At 52.8% G+C, this 23,106-nt stretch carries 17 protein-coding genes and 1 pseudogene; 5 read left to right on the forward strand and 13 right to left on the reverse strand.

The features are described 5' to 3' along the window. Positions 1-5: 5 nt before the first annotated feature. Together wecC and wecB are read right to left on the reverse strand one after the other, a co-directional pair. Positions 6-1,271, reverse strand: coding sequence for a UDP-N-acetyl-D-mannosamine dehydrogenase (wecC, locus tag LG327_RS12460; RefSeq protein WP_404362241.1), 1,266 nt, complete (start codon positions 1,269-1,271; stop codon positions 6-8). Positions 1,272-1,300: 29 nt separating this feature from the next. Further along, positions 1,301-2,437 (reverse strand): non-hydrolyzing UDP-N-acetylglucosamine 2-epimerase, encoded by a 1,137-nt coding sequence (wecB, locus tag LG327_RS12465; RefSeq protein ID WP_404362243.1) that lies wholly within the window; start codon positions 2,435-2,437, stop codon positions 1,301-1,303. Between the two features lie 157 nt (positions 2,438-2,594). Here wecB and LG327_RS12470 point away from each other — a divergent pair, with 157 nt between their 5' ends. Continuing rightward, positions 2,595-3,569: a glycosyltransferase family 2 protein gene (locus LG327_RS12470; RefSeq protein ID WP_404362245.1), complete on the forward strand. Its 975-nt coding sequence runs from the start codon at positions 2,595-2,597 to the stop codon at positions 3,567-3,569. Positions 3,570-3,798: 229 nt separating this feature from the next. Further along, positions 3,799-4,929 (forward strand): hypothetical protein, encoded by a 1,131-nt coding sequence (locus LG327_RS12475; RefSeq protein ID WP_404362247.1) that lies wholly within the window; start codon positions 3,799-3,801, stop codon positions 4,927-4,929. A gap of 135 nt (positions 4,930-5,064) precedes the next feature. Here the strand turns inward: LG327_RS12475 and LG327_RS12480 are convergent, their stop codons facing one another. The 6 genes and pseudogenes from LG327_RS12480 to LG327_RS12505 form a co-directional block, all read right to left on the reverse strand. Next, positions 5,065-6,030 (reverse strand): glycosyltransferase, encoded by a 966-nt coding sequence (locus LG327_RS12480; RefSeq protein WP_404362249.1) that lies wholly within the window; start codon positions 6,028-6,030, stop codon positions 5,065-5,067. A gap of 69 nt (positions 6,031-6,099) precedes the next feature. Beyond that, positions 6,100-7,479 (reverse strand): hypothetical protein, encoded by a 1,380-nt coding sequence (locus tag LG327_RS12485; RefSeq protein WP_404362251.1) that lies wholly within the window; start codon positions 7,477-7,479, stop codon positions 6,100-6,102. Then, positions 7,460-8,098 (reverse strand): acyltransferase, encoded by a 639-nt coding sequence (locus tag LG327_RS12490; protein ID WP_404362252.1) that lies wholly within the window; start codon positions 8,096-8,098, stop codon positions 7,460-7,462. The genes LG327_RS12485 and LG327_RS12490 overlap by 20 nt, the downstream gene beginning before the upstream one ends. Beyond that, positions 8,098-9,999 carry a hypothetical protein gene (locus tag LG327_RS12495; protein ID WP_404369576.1) on the reverse strand — a complete coding sequence of 634 codons (1,902 nt, stop codon included), beginning with the start codon at positions 9,997-9,999 and terminating at the stop codon, positions 8,098-8,100. The genes LG327_RS12490 and LG327_RS12495 overlap by 1 nt, the downstream gene beginning before the upstream one ends. A 534-nt stretch (positions 10,000-10,533) precedes the next feature. Next, positions 10,534-10,677, reverse strand: a pseudogene (locus LG327_RS12500) (hypothetical protein); the annotation flags it as partial. Positions 10,678-10,829: 152 nt separating this feature from the next. After that, positions 10,830-11,957 carry an oligosaccharide flippase family protein gene (locus LG327_RS12505; RefSeq protein ID WP_404362254.1) on the reverse strand — a complete coding sequence of 376 codons (1,128 nt, stop codon included), beginning with the start codon at positions 11,955-11,957 and terminating at the stop codon, positions 10,830-10,832. Between the two features lie 157 nt (positions 11,958-12,114). On the opposite strand from LG327_RS12505, the gene LG327_RS12510 reads away from it, so the two are divergent. Next, a complete protein-coding gene (locus tag LG327_RS12510) occupies positions 12,115-12,972 on the forward strand; it encodes a CDP-alcohol phosphatidyltransferase family protein (RefSeq protein ID WP_404362256.1) in 858 nt (285 codons plus the stop codon). Positions 12,973-13,038: 66 nt separating this feature from the next. Next, the gene (locus tag LG327_RS12515) at positions 13,039-14,457 is read left to right on the forward strand and encodes an oligosaccharide flippase family protein (protein ID WP_404362258.1); all 1,419 of its coding nucleotides are present in this window, start codon (positions 13,039-13,041) and stop codon (positions 14,455-14,457) included. On the opposite strand, the gene LG327_RS12520 is transcribed toward LG327_RS12515, so the two are convergent. The 4 genes from LG327_RS12520 to LG327_RS12535 all read right to left on the reverse strand — a co-directional run bounded on the left by LG327_RS12520 (position 14,452) and on the right by LG327_RS12535 (position 19,569). Further along, positions 14,452-15,594 (reverse strand): glycosyltransferase family 4 protein, encoded by a 1,143-nt coding sequence (locus tag LG327_RS12520; RefSeq protein WP_404362260.1) that lies wholly within the window; start codon positions 15,592-15,594, stop codon positions 14,452-14,454. The two genes, LG327_RS12515 and LG327_RS12520, sit on opposite strands and share 6 nt — an antisense overlap. Positions 15,595-15,667: 73 nt before the next feature. Continuing rightward, positions 15,668-17,113, reverse strand: coding sequence for an oligosaccharide flippase family protein (locus tag LG327_RS12525; protein ID WP_404362261.1), 1,446 nt, complete (start codon positions 17,111-17,113; stop codon positions 15,668-15,670). Positions 17,114-17,281: 168 nt separating this feature from the next. Continuing rightward, on the reverse strand, positions 17,282-19,255 hold the full coding sequence (locus LG327_RS12530; protein ID WP_404362263.1) for a PA14 domain-containing protein: 1,974 nt from the start codon (positions 19,253-19,255) through the stop codon (positions 17,282-17,284). Positions 19,256-19,464: 209 nt separating this feature from the next. Next, complete coding sequence (locus LG327_RS12535; protein ID WP_404362265.1) at positions 19,465-19,569, reverse strand: PEP-CTERM sorting domain-containing protein; 105 nt, start codon at positions 19,567-19,569, stop codon at positions 19,465-19,467. 624 nt (positions 19,570-20,193) lie between these two features. Here LG327_RS12535 and LG327_RS12540 point away from each other — a divergent pair. Beyond that, positions 20,194-20,787 carry a PEP-CTERM sorting domain-containing protein gene (locus LG327_RS12540; RefSeq protein WP_404362266.1) on the forward strand — a complete coding sequence of 198 codons (594 nt, stop codon included), beginning with the start codon at positions 20,194-20,196 and terminating at the stop codon, positions 20,785-20,787. Positions 20,788-21,120: 333 nt separating this feature from the next. Here LG327_RS12540 and LG327_RS12545 read toward each other — a convergent pair whose 3' ends face one another. Beyond that, positions 21,121-23,034: an Ig-like domain-containing protein gene (locus LG327_RS12545; protein WP_404362267.1), complete on the reverse strand. Its 1,914-nt coding sequence runs from the start codon at positions 23,032-23,034 to the stop codon at positions 21,121-21,123. Positions 23,035-23,106: the final 72 nt, after the last annotated feature.

Genomic DNA, 23,106 nt, shown 5'->3' on the forward strand with positions numbered 1-23,106 from the left:
GAAAATCAGCCCGTGAGCCCTACGGTATCGATGAGATGTCTGGCACTGGCAAACCGCTCGCGATGCTCGTTAAATGGACTGTGGCGCACGAGCACGCAGACCACATCGGCATTTTGAAGGGCTTCCTCAGTGGACACCTGGCGGATGTTGTCAGCAATGAGGCTTTCTGGAAGTTCCTTTGCATTAGGTTCGACCACCAGAACCTGACAGCCCAGCTCTGCGATATTACGGGTGATCTTCAGGGCAGGGCTTTCTCGGAGGTCATCAATATTGGGTTTGAAAGCAACGCCGAAGCAGGCAACACGGATGTCCCTTCTGGTTTTAGACGGGACTTCGGCGTGGAGTTTGTCAACCGCCTGACGGACCTTGTTCAATACCCAGTCGGGTTTGAAGTCGTTGACTTCCCGGGCCAGCTTGATGAGCCTTGCCTGTTCGGGTGCGCTGTCGACGATAAACCAGGGGTCAACTGCAATACAGTGGCCGCCCACGCCAGGGCCGGGGGTGAGGATATTAACCCTTGGGTGCCGGTTTGCCAGTTCGATCATCTCCCACACATTAATATCAAGATGATCACAAATCAGCGACAGCTCATTCGCAAACGCGATATTCACGTCACGGAAGCTGTTTTCCGTGAGCTTGGCCATTTCCGCCGTGCGGGCGGTGGTCGTTATGCAGTCGCCCTGTACTACCTGTTTATACAGTTTGCGGGCGGCTTCAGAGCAGCGCGGCGTCATTCCGCCGATTACCCGGTCATTCTCCACCAGTTCCCGGATCACCTGACCGGGAAGCACACGCTCCGGACAATGGGCAATGCGTATGTCTGAATCCTCTCCGGAGGTATGGGGAAAGGTAAGATCTGGTCGTTCTTCCGCGAGCCATTGAGAAACGAATTCGGTGGTGCCAACGGGCGACGTGGACTCAAGCACAACCAGATTGCCGGCTTTCAGTGAAGGGGCAATGGCGCGAGTGGCCGATTCCACATAGGCCATGTCGGGTACTTTGCCGTCCTTGAAGGGTGTTGGTACGGCGATCAGGAACGCATCGGCGGGTTCAGGGCGCGTGGCCGCTCTCAGATAACCCTCGGTGACTGCCGCCCGCACCACGATATCCAGGGACGGTTCGACGATGTGAATATTGCCCTGGTTGATGATATCAACCGCTTTCTGGTTCACATCAACACCAAGCACCTGAACTCGCCGGGAAGCAAAGACGGCGGCCGTGGGCAGGCCCACATAGCCGAGGCCCATGACAACAATGGCCTGATAACTCATATTGGAATCGTCCTTTTATTCGCTGGTTTTCATGCTGAGGTATTCTGCGGTGAGGCGAGAAGGGCCTCAATGATCCGGTCACATCCTTTGCCGTCGCCGTACGGGTTGTGCGCCAGACTCATCGTCTCATAGGCTGAGCTGCTGGTAAGCAACTCACTGACCGCACTGGTGATCGCGTTTATGTCGGTGCCCACCAGGCGCACAGTGCCTGCGTCTACAGCTTCCGGCCGCTCGGTGGTATCGCGCATGACCAGCACAGGTTTGCCCAGCGAGGGTGCTTCCTCCTGAATGCCGCCAGAGTCAGTCAGTATAAGGGTCGACCGTTTCATCAGATAGACAAACGGCAGGTAATCCTGCGGCTCGATCAGGTGAATATTGCTTTTGTCCCCCAAGAGGCGACGGACTGGCTCCTGCACCTGCGGGTTAAGGTGAACGGGATAGAGAATTTCACAGTCTGGGTGGGCAAGCGAAATCCGGGCGAGCGATTCACAGATTCTCTCAAACCCTCCACCGAAACTTTCTCTGCGGTGCCCTGTGACGAGTATGAGGCGCTTGTCCTCGTCGAGGAAGCTGAACCGTTCCGCCTGTTCCCGGCGGAGGTCGTCATCATGGTCAATCCGGTGCGACACGGTCAGCAGTGCATCAACCACCGTGTTGCCCGTCACGCTAATGGTGTGGTCAGATACCCCTTCAGCGAGAAGGTTCTGCCGGGCGGATTCAGTAGGAGAGAAGTGCAGGGCGCTCAGTGCGCCCGTGAGCTTGCGGTTGCCTTCTTCCGGCCAGGGGGAATACATATTGCCGGTGCGCAATCCTGCCTCGACGTGGCCAACGGGGACCTGCTGGTAATAGGCAGCGAGGCTGGCAGAAAGGGTTGTGGAAGTGTCACCATGAACCAGAATGATATCTGGACGGAATTCCGTAATCACGGATTCGACGCCGGTGAGAATTCGACAGGTAAGCTCGGAGAGGGTCTGACCGGGTTTCATGATGTCCAGGTCGTAGTCGGGCACGAGGTTGAACAGGTTAAGAACCTGGTCGAGCATTTCCCTGTGCTGGGCTGTTACGCAGACCCGGGACTCGAAGCGCGAATCCTGCGCCAGTCGGAGCGCCAGCGGCGCCATTTTAATGGCCTCCGGCCGGGTGCCGAAGATGGTAAGCACTTTCATTGTTGACCTTCCGTGGGTAGCGACAGGGCCGCATGTTCGTGGTAAAAGAGCTTACCAGAGAATCAGGTTTGACTGTACCGGGAGCCACTGGACGTGAGACATGGATTGCCATTTTTTTATATTTTTCCACTGCTTTTAAAAGAATGGGTGGGTAGGGATGAGTGAGCCGTATTCTGGTAGCGACATCACGGTTGTTATTCCTGCCCATAACTGTGAACGCTATATTCTCGAGGCACTCCAAAGTGTTGAGTCGCAAACCGCTCGGCCGTGGTCCGTTATCGTGGTTGAAAACGCCTCCACCGACAAAACCCGCGATTGTATTGAAGCTTATGCGCTGAACAGTGTTGTTCCGGTCAGGCTTGTCCGCACCGATTGCCCCGGCGTCTCCAACGCCCGAAACCTTGGGTTTTCGCTGACTGAAACACCGCTGATCGCAATGCTCGACGCAGACGATCTATACGCCCCACAGTTTCTGGAGCAAGCTCTTGAAGCGTACAATGCAATTGAGAACCTGGTGCTGTTTTTCGGTAATCGGAAGCCTTTACAGAACGGCGAAGTTATCGATGAGCCATTTTTGGAAAAAACGCGACTGCAAACAGTTCCTTATGAGGAGGTAATGCCAGCTATCTTCAAAGTGACGGAGAGCCTTTTTGACCATCTTGTTTATGGCAGTTTTGTCTCCTGTAGCGGTGCTGTGGTACGCCGGGATGCAGCCTATGCTGCAGAGCTTTTCCCGACGTTTCTCGCGGCCAGTGAGGACCGTTATTTTTTTACAAAACTGTCTTTGCAGGGAGCCGCGGCCTACACGAACCAGCTAACACACTTTTACAGGGCTCACGATTCCAGCAGGACGGGGCGGTCAGAATGGTTGGAAATTGCAAGAAGCGCCTTACTCTGTCTCCAATCTTTAAGGCTTGAGGCAGGAAAGCTCCTTTTGGATCCCGCAAAAGGTAAGTCCCTGGAACACGCTTTCAGGTATTCGAAAAATAACTTCTACTATACTGCGGCAGAGAATGGTGTGGGTGTGTTCCTGGCTGAGAAGTCGTGGGCGGCCCGGTCGGGGGTTGGCGGAGCGCCTGGTCTTTTTTACTGGGCCAAGGCTGTTAAAAACAGCCTTCCTACGCGCTCGTAAATACGAGCTTATCCGGGAAAACGACTGATACAAACGGGCACTGAGGGTTTGAGGAATGCGCAAATTCCAGCGTTGTCGCAATTAATAACGTGTTTTGTAACGAGGTATTTCAGTAGAGACAAAATGACACAAGCTCCAGTTTGAAGCGGTAAGCCGTTTACATCTAAACTTTGGCGTGAACAGTACCATGCAGGGCAGTTCGTTCAGAGTTATAAGCGAGGAAACTTTTATGAATTATTTGAAATTTATGCCCTGGCTAGCGGCGGCTGCCATTACGCTTGGCAGTCCATCTGTCAGCAGTGAGGTCATTTTTGAGGAGGATTTTGATAATCAGCCAGATTTCACCAGCACGATGCACACTACGACCCAAAGTCAGTACAAAGATGCTCATGTTCTTCCAGACAATTGGGACGCTCTGCACCAGGGTACCCAGTGGTCGCCTGAAAAAGGCTATCCGGACAATCATGCTTCTCTCGAAATCCTTGGCTCCAACAGTGACAAAGCCAGGGGGGGGGCTGGCAAGTCCATGGTCAACTGGCGCGAGTCTTATTCGATGGGATGGAAAAACTGGGCCTCTGACAGCCAGTTGTTGAAGCTACTGCCTCAACAGTATGATCAGCTTTACGTTGAGTTTTGGATTGCGTTTTCTAGCAACTGGTATGGGCGACAGAATGCCTCGGGTTTCTCCTCCAAGTTATTCCGCGTTGGGTCATGGACAGGTCAAGGAGATGTTTTTAACGGGGCAGGTGGAGAGCTTGGGCCTATCTTTTTATGGGATTACAAGCGAGACAACTACGGTATCCGGAATGTCACGGCCTATCGCGGTAACCCCGAGGAGGGAAATTACTTTATGAATAAATCGGCTCCCGAATTCCCTCGTTTTGTGTCAAAGAATTTTGGCAGCCACACTTTGGGCGAGGGCATGGACGATACAGATCCTCTCGTTTTGGATCAAATAATGGGCGGCTACCTCAAGGATATAAGTTCGTCCGTTGTAATTGGCCATGACCAGCTTTTTGGCGCCGGTCAGCATTGGACCAAGATGGGATTTTACGTGAAGCTAAACTCGGCCCCCAACATGGCCGACGGGCAGCTAATGATCTTCGTCAATGGTCAAAGGGTTCTCTCCCTTGAAGCTATTCCGTGGATTAAGGGGACAGAAGAAACCAAAATGCGTGGCTGGAATTACTTTGCCATTGGTGGAAATGATTACCTTCAGCCTTACCCGAATGAACAGCGCTTTGAAGATTGGTATGCGATCGATGATGTTGTGGTGAGGAACGACATTCCTTCCCATCTGTTATCACCATCTCCTTCTAAAGAGGCGCCGAGCCCACCGACTGAAATTTCAGTAGATTGATATAGATTTCCAGTGCTGACATAATCCTGAATAAAGTGTGGTCCTATGGGGCCACACTCAGATGGTTTTCCTAGGAAATCCCCGGCCCTGCTAAAAGGCGTGGGTTACTTAATGCCATTATTTTCCAAATAGAAATTAATGTTTGTTGGCCCTCGGGAGAGATGATTTTAATATTCCAAGACATCTTCCAATGACATAAGAGCCATCAAGTATGTAAATTTTTAGCAATGACACCGGGTTCAAGGTGAAATACCTTGAATAAAGAATTCTCTTTGCGGAGAATATCGCCGGTATTATTAATAGTATAAGTAATAAATAGAAAGTATTAAGCTTTAATATAACTGGCAAGGTTATAGTAAGGACTGCGATAATAAAAGCAAAAACGCATAGAATAAATGTAGGATCTCTTAAGCTCGACTTTATGTTATAGAAATAGTTTTCTCCATGCCAAGCTTGTCGAGATATAAACCTTTTGAGTGTATCGGCATTTCCTAGATGGGTCACATAAAAGTCGGGACATATTTCTACTGATTTTCCAAGGCTTCTCAGTTTTTCTGAAAAATTGGTATCTTCGCCAGACGTAATGTTTTCGTTAAAGCCGCCTGCTAAATCAAAGTTATTTCTACTAACAACTATGCATGCGCCGGTTAGATCCCTCTGTTTGCGATTTTCACTATCTAATAGCCAGAAACGTTCTATCCAGTTTGCTTGTTTCGGAGCCTTACAGATTCCTCCAAAGATGGTATCTCTTGACTCAATTGCAAGCTTGTGAGCTTGGCGCAACCAAGTGGACTCGACTACGCAGTCTGCATCAATGAATATCAATAGTTGTCCAGAAGACAGTTTAACCCCGTAATTTCTCACCGCTCCCACATTGACATCGGGAAGGATCGCCGTGACGTCAGCAAAGCGCTCTGCTAGCGAGAGGGTGCAGTCTGTTGATCCATTGTCAACCACTATTATTTCAAAGCGTTCGCGAGAGAACTCCGAGTTGGCAACAGATGTTAATGTCTGCGTAATGAATTTGGATTCATTAAATGCAGGAATAATAATACTTATCTCTGGCTCGTTTTTGACAGTATTGATTGAATTTATTGGCACTTCTATCAAGCCTAATAGTTGTAAAATAGAGAGATTTGGTATGAGTGTGGTGAGCGACGGGTTGAGCTCTTAGTCAGGGACAGTAAATTTATAATAATTTTGAACGACCATGCAATATTTTCCATTGTGTTCGGGTGGAATTTCCGTCACATAATCTATGGATATTTTTAAAGATTGGCCAAGCATTTTCTTCAGCTCCCAAATCATGAATTCTTCTGATTTTGAATCGAAATTGGTACGCTTGACCAGTCTTACAGTAACTTTACCTGGTTCGTTCTGAATAATCTGTGCATTTTTAATTCCCTCAAGATATTCGAAGGCTATTGCGATTGCTGCAGTGGGAGCTTGCCTCCCTTCGTTGATTATAACTGCGCCGACTTTACCATAGAGCTCTGTAAGTATCTTTGAGGCTCTACCGCAGGGGCAGTTAGATTCAGTAATTTCTCCTAGATCTCCGATTCGATATCTGATCAATGGCATTGCTTCGTTTAAAAGGGATGTGGCAATAAGTTCGCCGGACCCCTCACTTTCGATCTTACCTTCGTTCGTCAGAACTTCCAGAACGCCGTATTCTGGTTCAATGTGCATATTTCCATGCTCGCATTCGGAGGCAAAAACCACCGACTCTGCCGATCCGTACTGATCAAATACTTTACATCCAAAGGCTTCTTCAATTATTTCTCGCTGCTTCTGCGTAAAGTTTTCGGAGCTAGTGCTTACTCCCGTTGGCGTGAAAGAAAGTTTTATGGAATTCTGGATGATCTGGTCTGCCAACCTATAAATGCTCAATGGGTACCCCTCGATGATTTTAGGTTGGAAGCTGTTTAATTTTTTGAGGTAAGCAGCCACGTTCTTTTCGCTAAGGTGATATGAAGAAAACAGAAGCTGTCGGTCCTTGAGGTTGTAGCGCCAGAATGGCGGGTTGTTACTGTCGGGCTCTTGAATCTTCCTCCCGACTAGTGTTGCTTTTCTGTCTCCAACGTGAAAGTCCATGCGGTCGTAAAAAAGTTGCCAGAATGAGTAACTCTTTTGCCGTGCTTCCTCTGAAATATAGATTTTAAGTGGGCTTGCTGAGCTTCCTCCAGTGAAGAGGGTGATCAATTTTTCTTTTTTGTATTTGCTGGATAAGAAGGCTTCTGCGTTCATAGCGATTGATTCGCGTTCTAACAGCGGAAAATCTGTAAGTTTGGGCGTCGGCCCCAGATTGAGGGCCTGGTATGCTGGAACGGTCTGAGCGGCGTGTTTGAGAGTTCTTTCCAGAAGCTTTGATTGGAGATCTGCTATCTCGGTTTTATTCAAGAAGACATTCTTTCGCAGATATTCAACGTACTTTTTGTGTGGCCCACTGTAGCGACGTCTATGCTCAAATGCGCCATAGGTGCTCACTAAAACGTTTTGAAGCCATACTGGCGACGCGAGGTATATTTTTTCAGGCAGATGGCTTTTCATGGATCTGACCCTCAACGTTATCGTCCAATTGAAAACGGTTGCGTTTAGGTTGTGCAGGATTTCCTGCGAGAATTTCACCGGTGGTCAAGGACCTTTTGGTGAGTACGCCTCCAGAAGCAAGAATCGAGTGATCAGCAAGGTCCCCCATTAGAATAGAAGCATTGCCGACCCAGCAATCCTTCCCAATGGAGACCTTTTGATACTCGCCGCCCTGTTCCTGGATCGGCCGGCCAACGTCGCTGAAATCGTGCTGGCGATTACCGCTCAGTATGTGAACGCCGCTACCTATAAGCGTATTTTCTCCGATCTGGCACATACCAATATTGCACTGTGGTCCAATGTAGACGCCTCGGGCAATTGTCGTATTGCGGTGGGACAGGATTGTGAGGAAGCCAATAGAGATTTCGTCTGAAGTGCTGGGGCAGGCGAGGCGGTAAAAAGCTGCTCGAAAATAGACGCCGGCCTTTCCGGGGATCAGGCTAAACCATTGGGAGAATGAGGCGAAACTGGCATCAGAGCCTGTGACCGCGGTGATGAGCAGAAACAGCCCGAAAAATGGCAGGGCCAATAACAGGAAAATGCATTTGATAGCTCGTTTCAGGGTGGCGCGTAAGGGCATCAACGGTCCAGCCTCGCTTGTAGCCAGGCTTTTTCCCTGCGGGGCCTGAAGTGGAGTAACCCGCTAATCAGTCTGCTTACAATTTGGCGGGCGAGTGTTGCCCAGCCAAGAGTTGGTGCAATTTCGGCCAGGATGAAGCGGTTCTGGCACTCTGGGCTTCCCTCACTGATGAGACGACTCTGATGTTGCGGCCCGTAGTTTTGCATCAGTATGATCTGTAGCCTTGCAAGACCATGCTCGGGACTGGAGCTGAGGGTGGAAACTACGTAATCCAGCCATTCCTCGCCTTTTTTGGAATAGCCTGCAGCGCTTTGTGGATTCTCCCGGGCAGCCTGAAACATCAGACTGGCTTTGCGAATATCCTGAGCGACCCAGGTGTCGTTAGCGAACTCCAGGTCGCCTGGCTCCTCAAGGAAGGGGCGTTCGTGCTCAACCATCCAGTCAACGTAGTGTATGAATGCAGCCCGCGCATAGTGCCACTGATGGTCTCTTTCGCCCACTTCCTCCTTGATTGAAAGATATCGGGCAATGCTCGCCAACAAGATCAGGTAGGACCAGCCTGTTTCAGTGTCCAGAAGTTTTCGCTGCCCGATATTGTCAGCGGGATGGATGGTGTCTTTGATAACCCCCTCGGCTTGTGCGAGCCATCCTTGATCAGGTTGCAGAAGGTAAGCGTCGAGCAAGGTGTTGATGTAGTTGCCGGTACCACGTGTAAACGGGTATCGATGCGAGGTAACAGCAGCGCCCCGAAGCATGGCCTTGAGTTTTGGTAATTCCTGTTTCTTGAGGGCGAGTACTTCTGAAAGAAATCCTTTTTCGCCCTCGTGCAGGTCTGTTATCCAGCGGGCAAGGTCGAGAACCGTGTCCCGTGATTCTGTGCTGCCTGTGATCCAATAGTGGTAGAGATGACCTGTGGAGTAACAGTGTTCGGCCGCAGGCCCGCCGCCAAGTTGCCCTGGTGTCGAGCTAGTATTGTTGTGGCGGGTAAAAGTTCGATGGGTGCAGGTTTGGGCGTCGAGATAATGGTCCGTATGCCAAAACAGCCCCTTATTGTACTCCACCCGATCTTCATTCGTGTGGTAGATATCGATGTCCGATACGTGTCGTGCCAGGTCATCCATCAGCTCAAACCAGCGAGGGTCACCGGTGAGGGCAAACTGCCTGGCGAATCCATAAATGGCATCGTACTGGTTGTTGTAATGGGAGATATGCAGGGGCTGCTCTCCGTCCTGATACAAGGTCTCGTGATCGGCGAAAACGTCTCCGAAATTACGCCAGCCGTATTCGTCAATCAACTCCCGCTTGGCGAAGAAATTTGAGGGGCCATCAAGACCTTCAAGTATCAGTTTATCCAGAAGTGTTTCTTGTTGATTGGCACGGAACCATGGGAAAGCTTTTGTGGTCTCGTAGTGCTCTGCAGGCAACACTGGCACTATTGGCGAGTGGCTCCATGCCAAGTGTTCCAGCGAAGCACCATAACCCAGAACGACTCTCTGGGTTTTACGCTCACCCCCCTGTAGCTCGTAGGCTTCTGGCCTGTCGGTGGGGAAGAGCCACGCCCGGAGGTTGCCATTGTCTGCTTCCAGGGCACTGGGAAAATTTTGCCAAAAATGCGGCATGCTGATGCTGATTACGGAATCCGGTGTTCTGGTCTCTAACACCGGGCTGGCCCGAAGACCTTTTTCCGGCTCGCTCGCTCCGCACTGAAGTTGATAGCCGCGATAACGAGGCAAAATCCGCCCCTCGGCGTTGATATGATTGCGGGAGTTCCAGTTTTCACCACCACTGGATTCCTGATGCAGCGACAGGCGTTTGTCGGCATAAAATTCCCTGGCTGGCTGAGCTGGTGCAAGGTTGAAGCGGTAATGGTGGCTGTTGATTATTTCCGTTTCAACAGCCATGCCTCCAAAATGCACAGAGCCAGGGTCGCCCAGATCCCAGAGCCCTCCACGGTGTCGTGCCCTGCGGGGATTGTGAATCATCGCGTCAACCGAAACCAGGCCGTTGGCATAAAAACTTAGCTCGCAGCGAAAACGGGCGAGTTTTTTAAGATGGCTATTCCACCAGCCAGAGGCGGATACAACGGTTACTACCGGGCCGGTTCTTTCTATCTGCCAGCCATCGTCAAGCCGGGCAGAACAGTGTTTGTCCTCTGTGTCGCAAAGTCTCAGCCTGGAGATAAATGGTTGCTCTGCCGTGCCTTCCCATTGCCAGTTCAGGCTTTCGTGATTGACGATCAGTTGGCTGGAATCATAGCGGATCTGGAGTTGGCTTTCCGTTCTTGAGAGTTCGGGGCCGCCCGGATCACGGCCCGGGTTCAGCGAAAGTGTCAGGTTTTCTGGAGGTTTATTGCTGGCTGGGAGCAGAGTTTCAATGCAAAGCCACTTCACCGATCCGTCAGGCCAATGAGCAAGGGAATGGGACTGGACCGGGAGTGATGTGTCGTCGTCGCTGACCAGTTGCAAGCTGCTGGAACACTCGACGTCGCCCTGCGATAACGGAACCCCGAATCGTAATGGCTCACCAGACCTGTTTGCGGTGGTGCGTTCCCTGAGCTTGATAATGATCGGTTCTATCATGTCAGTTACTGCCAATTCCTTTTGTACTCACCAAACGTGCGCGGGCTTCTGGTTACATGATGTCACATTCTACCGGGACTTTGTGACTTTCAGAAGGTCCTCCTGAAGGCAGACACCGTAATACTCTTTATCTGATGCCACTCTTCGCAGTGTTACAGCAATAGTCGGGCAAAGCCAGCAGCCAGGCCTGCCGCTAGCACAACAAAAATGAAGCCGCGAACCAATAGTTCCAGAACCGGCGATGATACTGATGGTAACTGGTACACCAGCCAGGCTGCAGCGGTTGAGGCGATGGCTGCGGGGAGGCAGAGATAGGCCAGGCGAAATATGCCAAATCGAGTTTGGTTGTTCAGGAAAAGCAGAAGGGCCAGGGTTGTAACCACGGCCAGCCAGCCCCGCACCCAGGCCATATCGTCGAGACTTGCGGTGCCCCACTGGAAGAGGATGGCCACGATAGCCAGGGTAGATACAACATCGAACCAGAAAAGCATTTTGACCCGGCCCTGGGCAATGATTGAGTCACTGATCAGGGCAAACAGGCAAAATGTCAGAAAGAACAGTGAGAATGGGCGAAGCAGCGATGCATAGTCGCTCCATTGGCTGCCGAGCAATACCTGAATGATCAGCTCCGGGTACAGGCACATGAAGACGGTTAACGGGGTAAGCACTGAGATCATCAGACTCAGGCTGAGTCCCACGCGATGGGCCAGCACGTCCGCCGAGTTTTTACCTTCCGCGATGGCTGCCAGTAGTGGCTCACTCATTGGGATGATCGCAGAAAGGGCTGGCAGCAGGCTGACTTCCCGAACCAGGTTGTAACCACCGAGTTGGGTGGTGCCGAAAAATTTCGACACCATCAGGTTGTCGATCTGGGAACGGGTAAAACCGACGATGCCCCGCAACAGTAACCATCGTGAAAACCCCCATTGCTGCCGGAAACGGCTGAGTGTCCACTGGGGCCGGTGATGGTCAACCCGGTAGGATCCGATGGCGAGTATGGCAGCAGAAACCAGGTTGCCGATGATGATGGCCCAGTAGCTGGGTTCAATGAAGGCGATGGTGAGGACAGTGGTGAATGAGAGTCCCTTTTGCCAAAGGGTTAGCCGGAACAGCGGGCGGTAGTTGATCTCCCTGGCAAGACGCATCATGCCGGGTGTCTTCAGGGCGCGTATAGGCAGTGCAAGGGCAGCAGTCAGGTCAGGTTCGTCGAACCAGAGGGCGAGTGCGGGCGAGCAGGCAATGACCAGTACTGCAATAGAGGACTTGATCAGGATATCCATACTCCACGGGGTGTTCAGGTCCTCTTTGTCGACAACGGCTTTCTGGACGACCCCCTGTGTTGTGGTTCCGGCGCTTGTAAGTTCATTACTTGCACGTAAGGGTTTTGCACGCTATTTTCAGTCGACTACAGGGGAAATGGGTGAGAGGTCCAGTCAGGTGAATCTCGATAGGGAATTCGGCAAAATTCATGAGGCGGAATGGGCATCTTGCGCGGCAAGGGGAGACTTCTTTACCCGCTGGTTCGGGTTGCCCATGTCGTTGCACATTACCCGGTTGTTTTTAAGGCTTGGCCTGAATGAAAACCATGCGTCTTTTACCATGCTGGCGACGGGGGTAATTGGTGCAGCTTTTCTGATTTTCCCACCCTGGGGCGTATTTTTTGGTGCCCTGTTGCTGTTGGTTCACCATATTTTCGATTATGTCGATGGCCAGCTGGCCCGTCACCACGGCCGTTCCAGTGTGCATGGTGCACTGCTCGATCGGTGGAATCACTTCATGGTTGAAACCTTTACCTTCCCTTGTCTGGCTCTGGGCCTGTATCTACAGACAGGTTCCATCTGGCCTTGGCTGGTGGTTTGGGTGTTGTATGTATGGAACCGGTTTCGCATTATGCTTTCCCAGCTGGTTGCCAACATTCTCTCTGACGAGCTGAACCAATACCCTGCGCAGGAACGAGAAATGATGCGCCGCAATCTGCAAGAACACCTGGCCCGGCATGGGGCGGAGCCGTCCCCCGAAACCAGCAGCGCCAAACCCGCAAATCCCGCTAAGCCGACCCATTCACGGGCCTGGGTATCGAAGATGAGAACAGCCAGCACCTCGTTTAACGGATTTACCATCCTGCTGGCCATTGTCGCCGCTTTCGATTTGCTGGCCCGGGCCTGGGATATTCTGGGCGTGCTGGAAGCTGGCATCTGGTTACTGGGCGCTTACGCAGTTGTCAATATCATCGACTATTCGTGGACCTATCTTCGCTCAGACCGCATCGAGCAGGATTTAGCAGCCCGGCTTTAACGGGCGGCTGCGGGCGCGATGAGCGCGTTATCTTCCATTTTGCTGAAAAGCAGTTCGCTATTGCTGGTGGCAAAGTCTTTTCAGCGGGCTTTGGGCCTGATCAGCATCATTGTGCTGGCAAGGCTTCTGACGCCGGAAGACTTCGTTGTAGTCGCCATTTCGGCATTAGTGCTCTATTTTTGCGATGCCTTGTCTACCAGTGGAAGCGAGCCCTACCTGATCCGTAAAACAGCGGTCAGCGACGCCGATGCCAACAGTGCCTGGACGTTAGATATCGCTCTTAAGGGCACTGTATTTGTGGTGCTGAATCTCGCCGCACCCTGGATTGCTGATGCCTACGAGGACGACCGCCTCGCCCCGGTGCTGCATGTTGTCTCTTTTACCCTATTGCTTAATGCTGTGCGCAGTCCCGGCCTGTTTCTGCTCAAGCGTACCCTGAAGTATGGCGCCATCACGCGTTTGCTGATTTTTCAGAAACTGGTCGCCTTTGTGGTGACTCTGAGCATCGCTGCGGTGTTTCAGTCTTACTGGGCGCTGGTCATTGGCGATCTGGTTGCGGCATCCGTCATGGCCATCGGCTCTTACCTGGTGCACCCGTTTCGGCCCGGTTTTACCTGTGTGGCGTGGCGGGAACAATGGTGGTTTTCCCGCTGGCTGTTGATAAAAGCCAACCTAGGTTATGCCAAAGCCCAGGTGGATGTCTTTTTTGTGACACGCCTGTTTTCAGACGAAGCTGTCGGGGCTTTCTATCTGACCCGGAACCTTTCTGTGATTCCCAGTAACGATGTTATCTGGCCCGCTGTGGAGCCATTGTTGGTGCCCTTATCACAAAACCGGGATCGGCCAGACATCTTCCGGCTTCAGTTGCAGAAGGTTCTGTTGGCTGTGGCGCTGTTGGCGATACCAATTACGGTATTCATGGCGGCCCAGCCTGAGGCTTTTATCGATTTTATGTTTGGCAGCCAGTGGGTTGCGGCCTATCCATTATTGCCTCCGCTGATGCTGGTGTTTTTTACCATGGCGTTCAGCCAGATACTCACGCAGGTTTTTACGGCGCTGGGGCGGGTGAAAGCACTGATGGTATTCGAGGCCGGCAGTTTATTAATGCTGATCATGGTGCTGTTCTGGGTACGCAACAGTAACATTGAGGAGTTCGTGACCTACCGGGCCTGGCTGGCTGTTGCTTTGGTGGGTGGGTTTTACTGGTATCTGAGCCGACAGATTCGCCTTCCTCTGTTTACGGTAGTGTGCCGTTGGCTTCCCATCTTTGCGGTTGCGGCATTGAGTGCCTGGCTGGCAGGGTTGTTGGAACCCGACTTGCTGAAGACGATGGGCAACGGCCGGTTATTAGTGCTGGGGACCGTTTTTGTTCTCTGTTATGGCGCGTTCACTCTTTTGGTGCTCTGGTTTGGTCAGCGTTATTGGGTGGAGTATCGGTTTGTATGGGCACTGATCGCAGAACGGCTTGCAAGTTTTCGGTCATAAGGCGGTCGGTTCTGGGCGCCTGATCTCGTAAAGCTTCTGGTACTGCTCAACCATTTGAGCCACTGAGAAGCGTTCGCTGAATCGGTCTTTCGCTTTGTTCGCCATCTGCTCCCGTGTGGCCGGTTGTTCAAGCAGTAGCTTCAGTGCGCCGGTGAACTCGTCCAGGTTGTCACTTTCAGTCAGAATGCCGGTTTCGCCGTCAGTGACGATTTCCGGGGTTCCACCTACGCGGGTGGCGACGGTGGGTATGCCCAGGCTCATGGCTTCAAGCAGTGTCATGGAGGTGCCTTCGGTGAAGGAGGGCAAAAGAAAGACATCCATCAAACTGAGGTAGTCGGCGGGCTGTGACTGAAAGCCTGTAAAAATAACTGCCGCCTCAAGCTCCAGACCGGTGGCGAGTGCCTGTAGGGCATCGCGCTCCGGGCCGTCTCCCACCAGTAGCAGCCGGACCTTCTGACCGCTATCCATGAGCGTACGGATGGCATGGATCATCAGTTTCTGGTTTTTGACTTTGTCCAGTCGGGCGACCGTGCCCAGTACCTGTTCGTCGGGCCGGATTCCCAGTTTGGACCGAAGCGCAACCTGGCGCTCGCTGTCGGCTTCAAGGCCGGCGATGCCGTTGTAGATGACCTCGATCCTGTTCCTGGGCATGTATTCGTATTCGACGAGTGCGTCCCTGGTGGCGCTGGATATGGCGACAAGGTGACTGGTCGTAAGGGCTATGATCGGATTTATGAAACGGGCCTTCTTGCGGTGTTGGTCCGGATGAAAGCGGCCGTGCTCCGTGAATACAAGCCTGGCACCCGTTCCCCAGTGGGCGAACCAGCCATAGCTGTAGGGCGAATATTGATGGCAATGCACTACATCGAATTTGCCGGCTTTGATCAGTTTGCGTAGCCAGCCAATGGTGGCCCAGTCCAGCCCTTCCGCCCGTTTACGGGCATGGATAACAATGTTCTGTTTTTCCTGCATCGCCTGGCCGATGGCCCCGGTCTCGCCATCGATGCAGGCGATTTCGCATTCAAACCGTGCCGGGTCCAGATGGCTGACCAGCTGGCGAATGACCTGCTCCGTACCCCCGAAACCCATATTGAAGGTAACGTGGAGAATTCGGGTTCGGTGTCCGTTTTTTGTCATCGTGGTGCCATCCTTAACGCAAGCTGGATCTTGATTCGGAGCAGGTTCTGCCAATCTGCCTGTCTGTTGCTTTTTATGTGCGCAGCTCACGAGGCATCGAGCGCAGCTGCGCCCATTCCTCGCTGTGTTTTAGCAGCCAGGACGCCATTGCGACTGTTAATAAGGTGGCTGACACCACAAAAATTGATCCACGAAGCAGAAACTCGCCCAGGTTCGGCAGGTGCGCCAACTGCAAAGCCGCGACAAGGCCGCCCGCTACCGCACTTGCCACCAGCGTCGGCAGGCAAAGCCAGACCAGCCGCAGCGGATTGAACGACGCCCAGCGGTTAAGCAGGGCCAACAGGACGATGGTCGTTGTGACAGCCAGCCATCCCCGGGTCCAGGCCATGTTTTCCAGTGCATCTGTGCCTGTGAGCAAAAGCACACAAATGATAACAGCGGTTGAGGCCACATCGAACCAGAAGAGCGCCTTGACTTTACCCTGGGCGATGACTGCGTCGCTGATCAGCGAAAACAGGCTGAAGGTAAAGAAGAACAGGCCAAAAGGCCGCAGCAGTGAGGCGTAAGGCTCCCATTTATCCCCAAGAAGAACGGTCACGATCAGTTCCGGGTAGAGCATGATGAAGGTGGTGATGGGTGTAAGAACCGTGATCATTAACGCCAGGCTGAGCCTTATGCGGTAGGCGAGTACCTCGGCATCCTGCTTGCCCTGCGCGATGGCGGCGAGGAGGGGCTCGCTCATGGGGATGATTGCCGAGAGTGCAGGTAACAGGCTGACTTCACGCACCAGGTTGTAGCCCCCCAGCTGCGTTGTGCCAAAGAATTTTGACACCATCAGGTTGTCGATTTGGGATCGGGTGAAGCCGACAATGCCGCGCATCAGCAACCATTGGGAAAATTGCCATTGTTTGCGCATATGGGCCAGAGTCCAACTCGGCCGGTATGAGTGAACCCGGTAGGATCCCACCGCCATTATGACCGCCGAAACCAGGGTGCCAATGATGATGGCCCAATGGCTGGGATGGATAAAGGCGATGGTGACCACGGTAATAAAGGAAAGACCTTTTTGCCAGAGCGTAAGGCGGAACAGCGGACGATAGCTGATGTTGCGCGCAAGCAGCATCATGCCGGGAGTTTTCAGTGCGCGGATGGGAAGGGCGAGGGCTGCGACGGCCAGGGCAGCTCCGAGTTCCGGGGTTTCGAAATAGTCGGCAACGGTGGAGGAGGAGGCGATGATGAGCAGGGCCATGCCGGTTTTGATCGCGACGTCCATGCTCCAGGCGGTGTTCAGGTCGGCATCTTCGATCTGCTCTTTTTGAATGATGTATTGCTGGTTACCGGTTTCAACCAGAAGTTCAAAAAACTGCAGGGCGATGGTGACGAGGGCGACAATGCCGAAGTGCTCAGGGGTTAACAGGCGGGCCAGTATTAACGTACTGACAATGCCGAGACCGCGTTGAACCAGTTGGAGGCTTAGGAGTAGGCCAGCGCTTTTGACAACCTTTAGACTGGCGGACATCTGAAAATAGAGGCTCCACGGAACTGGTTTATGGGCGTGTAATCAGCTCAAACCCCATTTGCCAGGGTTTGAGCTAACACAGTGAGTGTATTGTAGCGCTGTTGAGAACTTTTACGGCGCTTTTAGATGGAGTGGGCCACCGGGCCAGTTGTTTCTGCCTTCGGCGAATCACTGAACTGTATGCTCCACTGGTTCGGATAACGGGCTTTTCAGGCCATCTGTGTCTATAACCTGAATCGCAAAATACCATGTTCCGGATGCAAGCCCTTCTATTTTGGTGCTGGTTTCTGAACCATCCACCGTGACTGTCTGATCAAGCCCCTGTGCGCTTTGGCCATAGTAGATCCTGTAACTGGCAATCTCGCTTAACGAGATGGAACTGCCGTCTGCCCTGGTGAGGGGCGCCGTCCAGGAAAGGGTTGCTGTTCCATCCGCGGCTCGCGTAGGTTCTTCAACTGCTGGCTCCGTGGTGGTTGGAGAATCGCTTGGAGTTGCCACCGGCTCGAGGGTCCAGGGATCAAGTCCGGATTCAAACGCCTGGAGGTTGGTGATCCCCTGGGCGTTTGAAATGCCGGACGCATCGTCGATCCATGGGCTGAGTCCATGCCGGATTTCCCATGTGTCGGGAATTCCGTCCCTGTCTTTGTCCGCAGTGCTTGTGTCTGCAGGATCAGGGGTCCTCACCGCTGTGTCCTGCGACACGGTTTCGCCAGTGGTCAGATCGGTTATGGTCAGGAGCGCCGTTGCTGCTCCGCCACTTTCGTAGTATTCCATTGTTAGCGGCACCTCGCTATTTGCACCAAGCGCCAGAGTATGACTGTAGCTCGTTGCGCCCTGATCTCTCCACTGATTTATGACCGGATTGCCATCCAAATAGAGCCTCACGCCGTCGTCTGTGCGGGTGGTGAGCCGATATTCCCTTGAGCCGCTTGTGTGCGGCGGCGTAAACAGACCGCTCCACCGGATGCTAAAACTGTCAATTGGCAGCTCAGGCATCGGCTGACCAGTCCCCCAGCTGAAATTAACGGTCCCATCATGTCGGGTGCGGACAAAGTTCGCAAAGTCGGTTCCGGTGAAATATTGTCCAACAAAGCCGGGCAGATAAACTGGCTCCTCCATTGGGGTATCAGCAGGATCGTCAAGGCTTGTGCCGGCCTGATACTCCGCGAGATTGGTGAATCCATCTGCGTCCATATCCATGAGCGCGTCAGCGGGGTTTCGGGGGTCGAGACCGTAAGCGAATTCAACGCCGTCAGGGATGCCATCGCCGTCGGTGTCTGGGTTGTTTTCGGCTGTGCCAATGAGGAATTCATCCGCGGCAGTGAGCAGATCGTCATCCGGATCTGTCGTCTTATCAGCAGGGTTGTTGGGATCCAGCCTGTGTGCCACTTCCCAGCTGTCGTAGAGGCCATCCTGATCGTTATCTTCCGGCGGGTAACCCGGGTCGAATGACAGGTCCTGTGAACCATCGAAAAAGCCAACCCGGTATCCCAACGAGTAGGCTGTTTTCGTCGCTTGATCATCCGGATATAGCGCTTGTCCGAGAGATGCAATGTGATTGCTTTCAATCACCTGCTGGCTGAGGCTAGGGCCTTCCCAGGCAACCGAGTAGTGATCTGCTCCGCTACCTTCTTTGAAGAGTATTTCAAAGTAGTATTTCTGGCCCGAGTTCATTTCTATGAGCTGCGAGGTTTGCTCGGGGTATTTTGTATAGTCCCCAAGGCTTGCCCACCGGGGAACCGAGGCGACCTTGGTGGCACCAGCTGCATCGGTGGAAGGGCTGAGCCAGAACTGTGTCTCATCATCGCCGTTAACAAAAAATCGATACTGGCCGTCAGCGGGGGGGATAATAAAGCCTCGCACGAGGACACCGTAGCTGTCGCCCTGATTGGTCGGTCCGCGCAACTCTGTGAGTTGGATTATTTCGTCTGGATTCTCAGGAAAGCCTGGAAGAGTGGTAAGAGACGAAACGGAGGTCCCGCTGACATTGTTCCAGTAGCGTGCCTCGACAACTCCGGGTTCACTGGTTTGGGGAAGGGCGGCAGTCGGAGGAAGGGAATCAACGTCGCGAAATTGCCAGCTCTGGCAACCACTGATGATGAGAGAGATGCATCCAAGCACCAGAACTTTGCTGATCGACATGCGGTCACCTTTCCTTGGTTAGAAAACTTCCGTCCTTTAAAATATCGGTGCGATAGCCGAATGTTGCCACGTAAGACTTGTATCGTTTTTGAATGTAAGTGGCCTGGTTATAGCCAGATGAGATACTCCGCTGGACTTGCCTGCTCCAATCTCAGTTTTCGGACACAAAAAAAGCCAGCCGAAGCTGGCTTTACAGCACTACATTCAGCTTACGCCCTGCGCCGCCGAGCAGCGGTGCCAAGACCGATTGCACCGAGGCCAAGCAGGGCCAGAGAAGCCGGTTCCGGAACAACTGTGTCTCCGCTGACGCCCACATCGAAGCGTGGGAGATTGCGCCGTTCTCGTCACCAGATTGTAACCACCCAACTGAGTGGTCCCGAAGAGCTTGGATACCAGAAGGTTGTCAATTTGGGATCGGGTAAAGCCCACCACGCCGCGCATTAGCAGGATGCAAGTCCTGTTATTTTGGTGCTGGTTTCTGAGCCATCCACCGTGACTGAGTGATCAAGCCCCTGTGCGCCTTGGTCCTGTAGATCCTGTGACTGGCAACCTCGCTTAACGAGATGGAGCTGCCATCTACCCTAGCGAGGAGAGTGGCCGATTGGGAATCGGCTTGGTGGCATTGATGGATAGCCAGAACCATTTTTTTCAACCGAAGAATCCATGAGCGAATTCCGCAACGATCTCTCGCCGGTTCGGAAAGCCTAGCTCAAAAACGTTCTGGTCAGGCTCTAAACGTCAGCTTTTTTTACAACTTTAAAAAAAGAGGAACTATGAACATGCCTATGCTGTTGTTGTCACTGACTTCCATAATACTGGAACGGAATATGCTTTATCGTGATGAAGACGGAATGCGAGGCAAGAAGTTCAAAGTTCAGTCGGTGCCGGGCTTTCACAGCCCCCCCTGGAATGCAAAGTGAATCGAAAGGAACTCTAAAATGAAAAGATCTGCGATATTGCCAAAAGTTATACTGGGCGCAACGGTGTTAATGTTTTCTCTTAGCGCGCATGCGTTATTGCTGAGCCCGGGCACAACGGGAGTGCAAACGAGTAATGAGACTTCCGCCAGTATGGAAGAGCAGCTAATTAAGGATGCCTTTGGAATCTCGCTGGACCTGGAGCTGTACTATAAAGAGGACTTTGATGAGGGCGAAGATGCGACCGCAAGTTTTGCCGATTCATACATGACAAGTTGGATTTTGGATACAGCGGGTGAACCGACCGGCGCAGATATTACAAATAATGGTTTACCATCAATTGTGTGTCCTTCGTGTTACGCCGCTGTAAAGGATGGAAATCAGGAACCGGCGTACTATTTCTTTGACATCTCGAGCTGGGATGGTTTGACAACGCTCGAATTTAGGGATTTCTGGCTTGGTAACGGTGCAATTTCGCACATTGCTATTTGGGGAAACGTGACTGACGAGCCGGGTCCAGGTCCAACTCCGGTTCCCGAGCCTAGCACACTTGTTCTGCTGGGCTTAGGACTTGCCGGTCTGAGCCTCGCGCGCAGGAAGACAAAAATCGCCTAACTGACAAGTTTAAGTCCAAAAAGTAAGCAAAGGCCCCGCTATGCGGGGCCTTTGCTTTTGTGACTGGCACTATGACATCAGGACAACATGCCGTGCACCTGGTCTTTCTTCGGGCCATGCACCCCGTGAAGGATGCCCAGACCACTGATGGCTGGGAGAAATCGCCAGGATGCGATTTCCGACTATCTTGTCGAAAAACTTTACGGCTTCCCTGGAGCGTATGGCAGGCACGGCGGGCCACTTCTTCGGGCGATTACTTTGCATCCCCGGGACATGGCGTGGCAGCGTGCCCCGGGGATTCTATTTGCCAATGATTAAAGAGGCTGCTCCCCCTTATTTGCTGTTCCCTTTACCGTTGTTTCCTTTAGTGTCACCGCTGTCATCGGTGCTGGCTCCGTCAGTGACGGTAACAATGACCCATGCAGACCAGGACGATGTGCCAGCACTGTTAAACGCGCGGATACGATAACGGAAGGTGCCGCTGCCGCTGCTGTCTACAATTGACGTGGTATTCTCCCCGGGCGCCGCGATTATCTGGGTTCCGTTCCAGAAGTTCCGGTTCTTGTGCTCGCTCTCCCGCTGGATCTCGTAACCGCTCTCGTTGGCGGTGTCAGTCCAACTGAGGCTGGCAGTGCCGTTGGCGTTATCCTGAGCCGCCAGGCCCGAAGGCACTTCCGGCAACGAAGTGGTGTCTTCCACAGTTATCGCAACCTGTGCCGTTGCGGTCGCACCCTGACCGTCGTCAATGGTGTAACTGAAACTATCGCTGCCGACATAACCTCCACCTGGTGTATAGGTAATCGAGCCGTTACTGATAGACACAGTGCCGTAATTCGGCGTTGATACGCCAATAATAGTGAGAGTGTCGCCATCCGCATCCGTGTCGTTGCTCAGCACATCGATTGTAACGCTGGTATCAACCTTCGTGGTGGCACTGTCGTTGGACGTCTTCGGCGCTGTATTGGTATTGGTGGTGTCACCGGAAGAAACGGGGACGCTACCGTTAATAAAATACTGTCCGTGGGACGCATAGTTATCGTAGGTGGAGCCCTCGCCGACGCCTGTGATGGCAAGGTAGTAGGTACCCTCAGCGACCGTTGCCTGAATGCTCGCGAACGTATCCTGCTGGGTATCGGCAGTTTGTATCGCCTGCCCCTGGGAATCCCATAACACTGCCTGAATGTCCAGGTTCGCGCCCCGCCCGTTGTCGTTACGGTAGGCCTGCCAGGCCGGGTTAATGGTCAAGCTGATATCACCTGAACCGGCATCAATCATGAAATAATCCTGATCGGCAGAATAGGAAATCACGCCTTTATTGCCCCTGTAATTATTGAAGGGGTCGCTTTCAGGATTCGTTGCAACCACGATGCCTGTTGAGTCTGACTGCAGCATGCTGGCGGCGCTTGGTTCATTGCCATGATCGTCGGCACGTTCCGTGAGGTTGCCGATCATAATGGCAACGTCGTCCTGAGTGTTGTTGGCATCCGTATAATCGCCCCGGCTCCACTGGGAAACTTGTGCACCATAGGAGTTGCCCATGATTGGCGCCCAGTCGGTGAAACCGCTGCCATGGCCAGCATAGTAGGTTCCGCCGCTATTGGTGCCGTCGTGGGAAAGGCCCTGATTATGACCCATCTCATGCGAAGCCGCTTCGGCCACGTAGGGTGGGTGACCGCTGCCCAGGTTGTTGTAATAAACCAGGGCAGGCTGGTAATACTCGTAGTTGCTTCTTCCCCATACACCAATGTATGCCACACCGCCGGCGGAGCTGTAGGGCATGCTGACGCCGTTTTCATCGACGCTTTTGGTAATGAGGATACGACCAGTTTCCGGCCCCATTGAAGCAGGGGCTTCAGTGGTCACATCTACATTGAAAGCCGCATAGTCTTCGGCCACCCGATGCCATATAGCTCCAATAGCGTCCAGTTCGGACTGGCTGAAGCTGTATGGGCTGCCATCTTTATCGTAGGGCGCGGCGTAAAATGTATCGACGCTGCTGTTCCAGGCGGTACCGGAAATTTGGTGTCCGTCAAAATCCAGGTAAATGACTTTGCTGGCGCCCGGGTTGCTATGCAGTGCGAAAGCTTCGGAAAGGCTCAAGCCCTGTGACTCCGCGGTGTCGGTGCCGCTGGAGGTCTCTTCCTCAAGGTTGGGTTGGGGGTCTACATAAAACACCCCGCCCTGATCATCAATGTGGAGGTTCTCGTAGTCTTCTTCTGGGATGGAAAGTCTCTCGAGCCATTCCATTGCCTGTTTCTGAGCGGCTGGAGGCAAGCTTTCAATTTTTTCCTTCACGCGGCCCGGCGGCAAGTCATCCAG

The sequence above is a fragment of the Marinobacter sp. genome (genome assembly GCF_044799475.1).
Lineage (GTDB): Bacteria > Pseudomonadota > Gammaproteobacteria > Pseudomonadales > Oleiphilaceae > Marinobacter.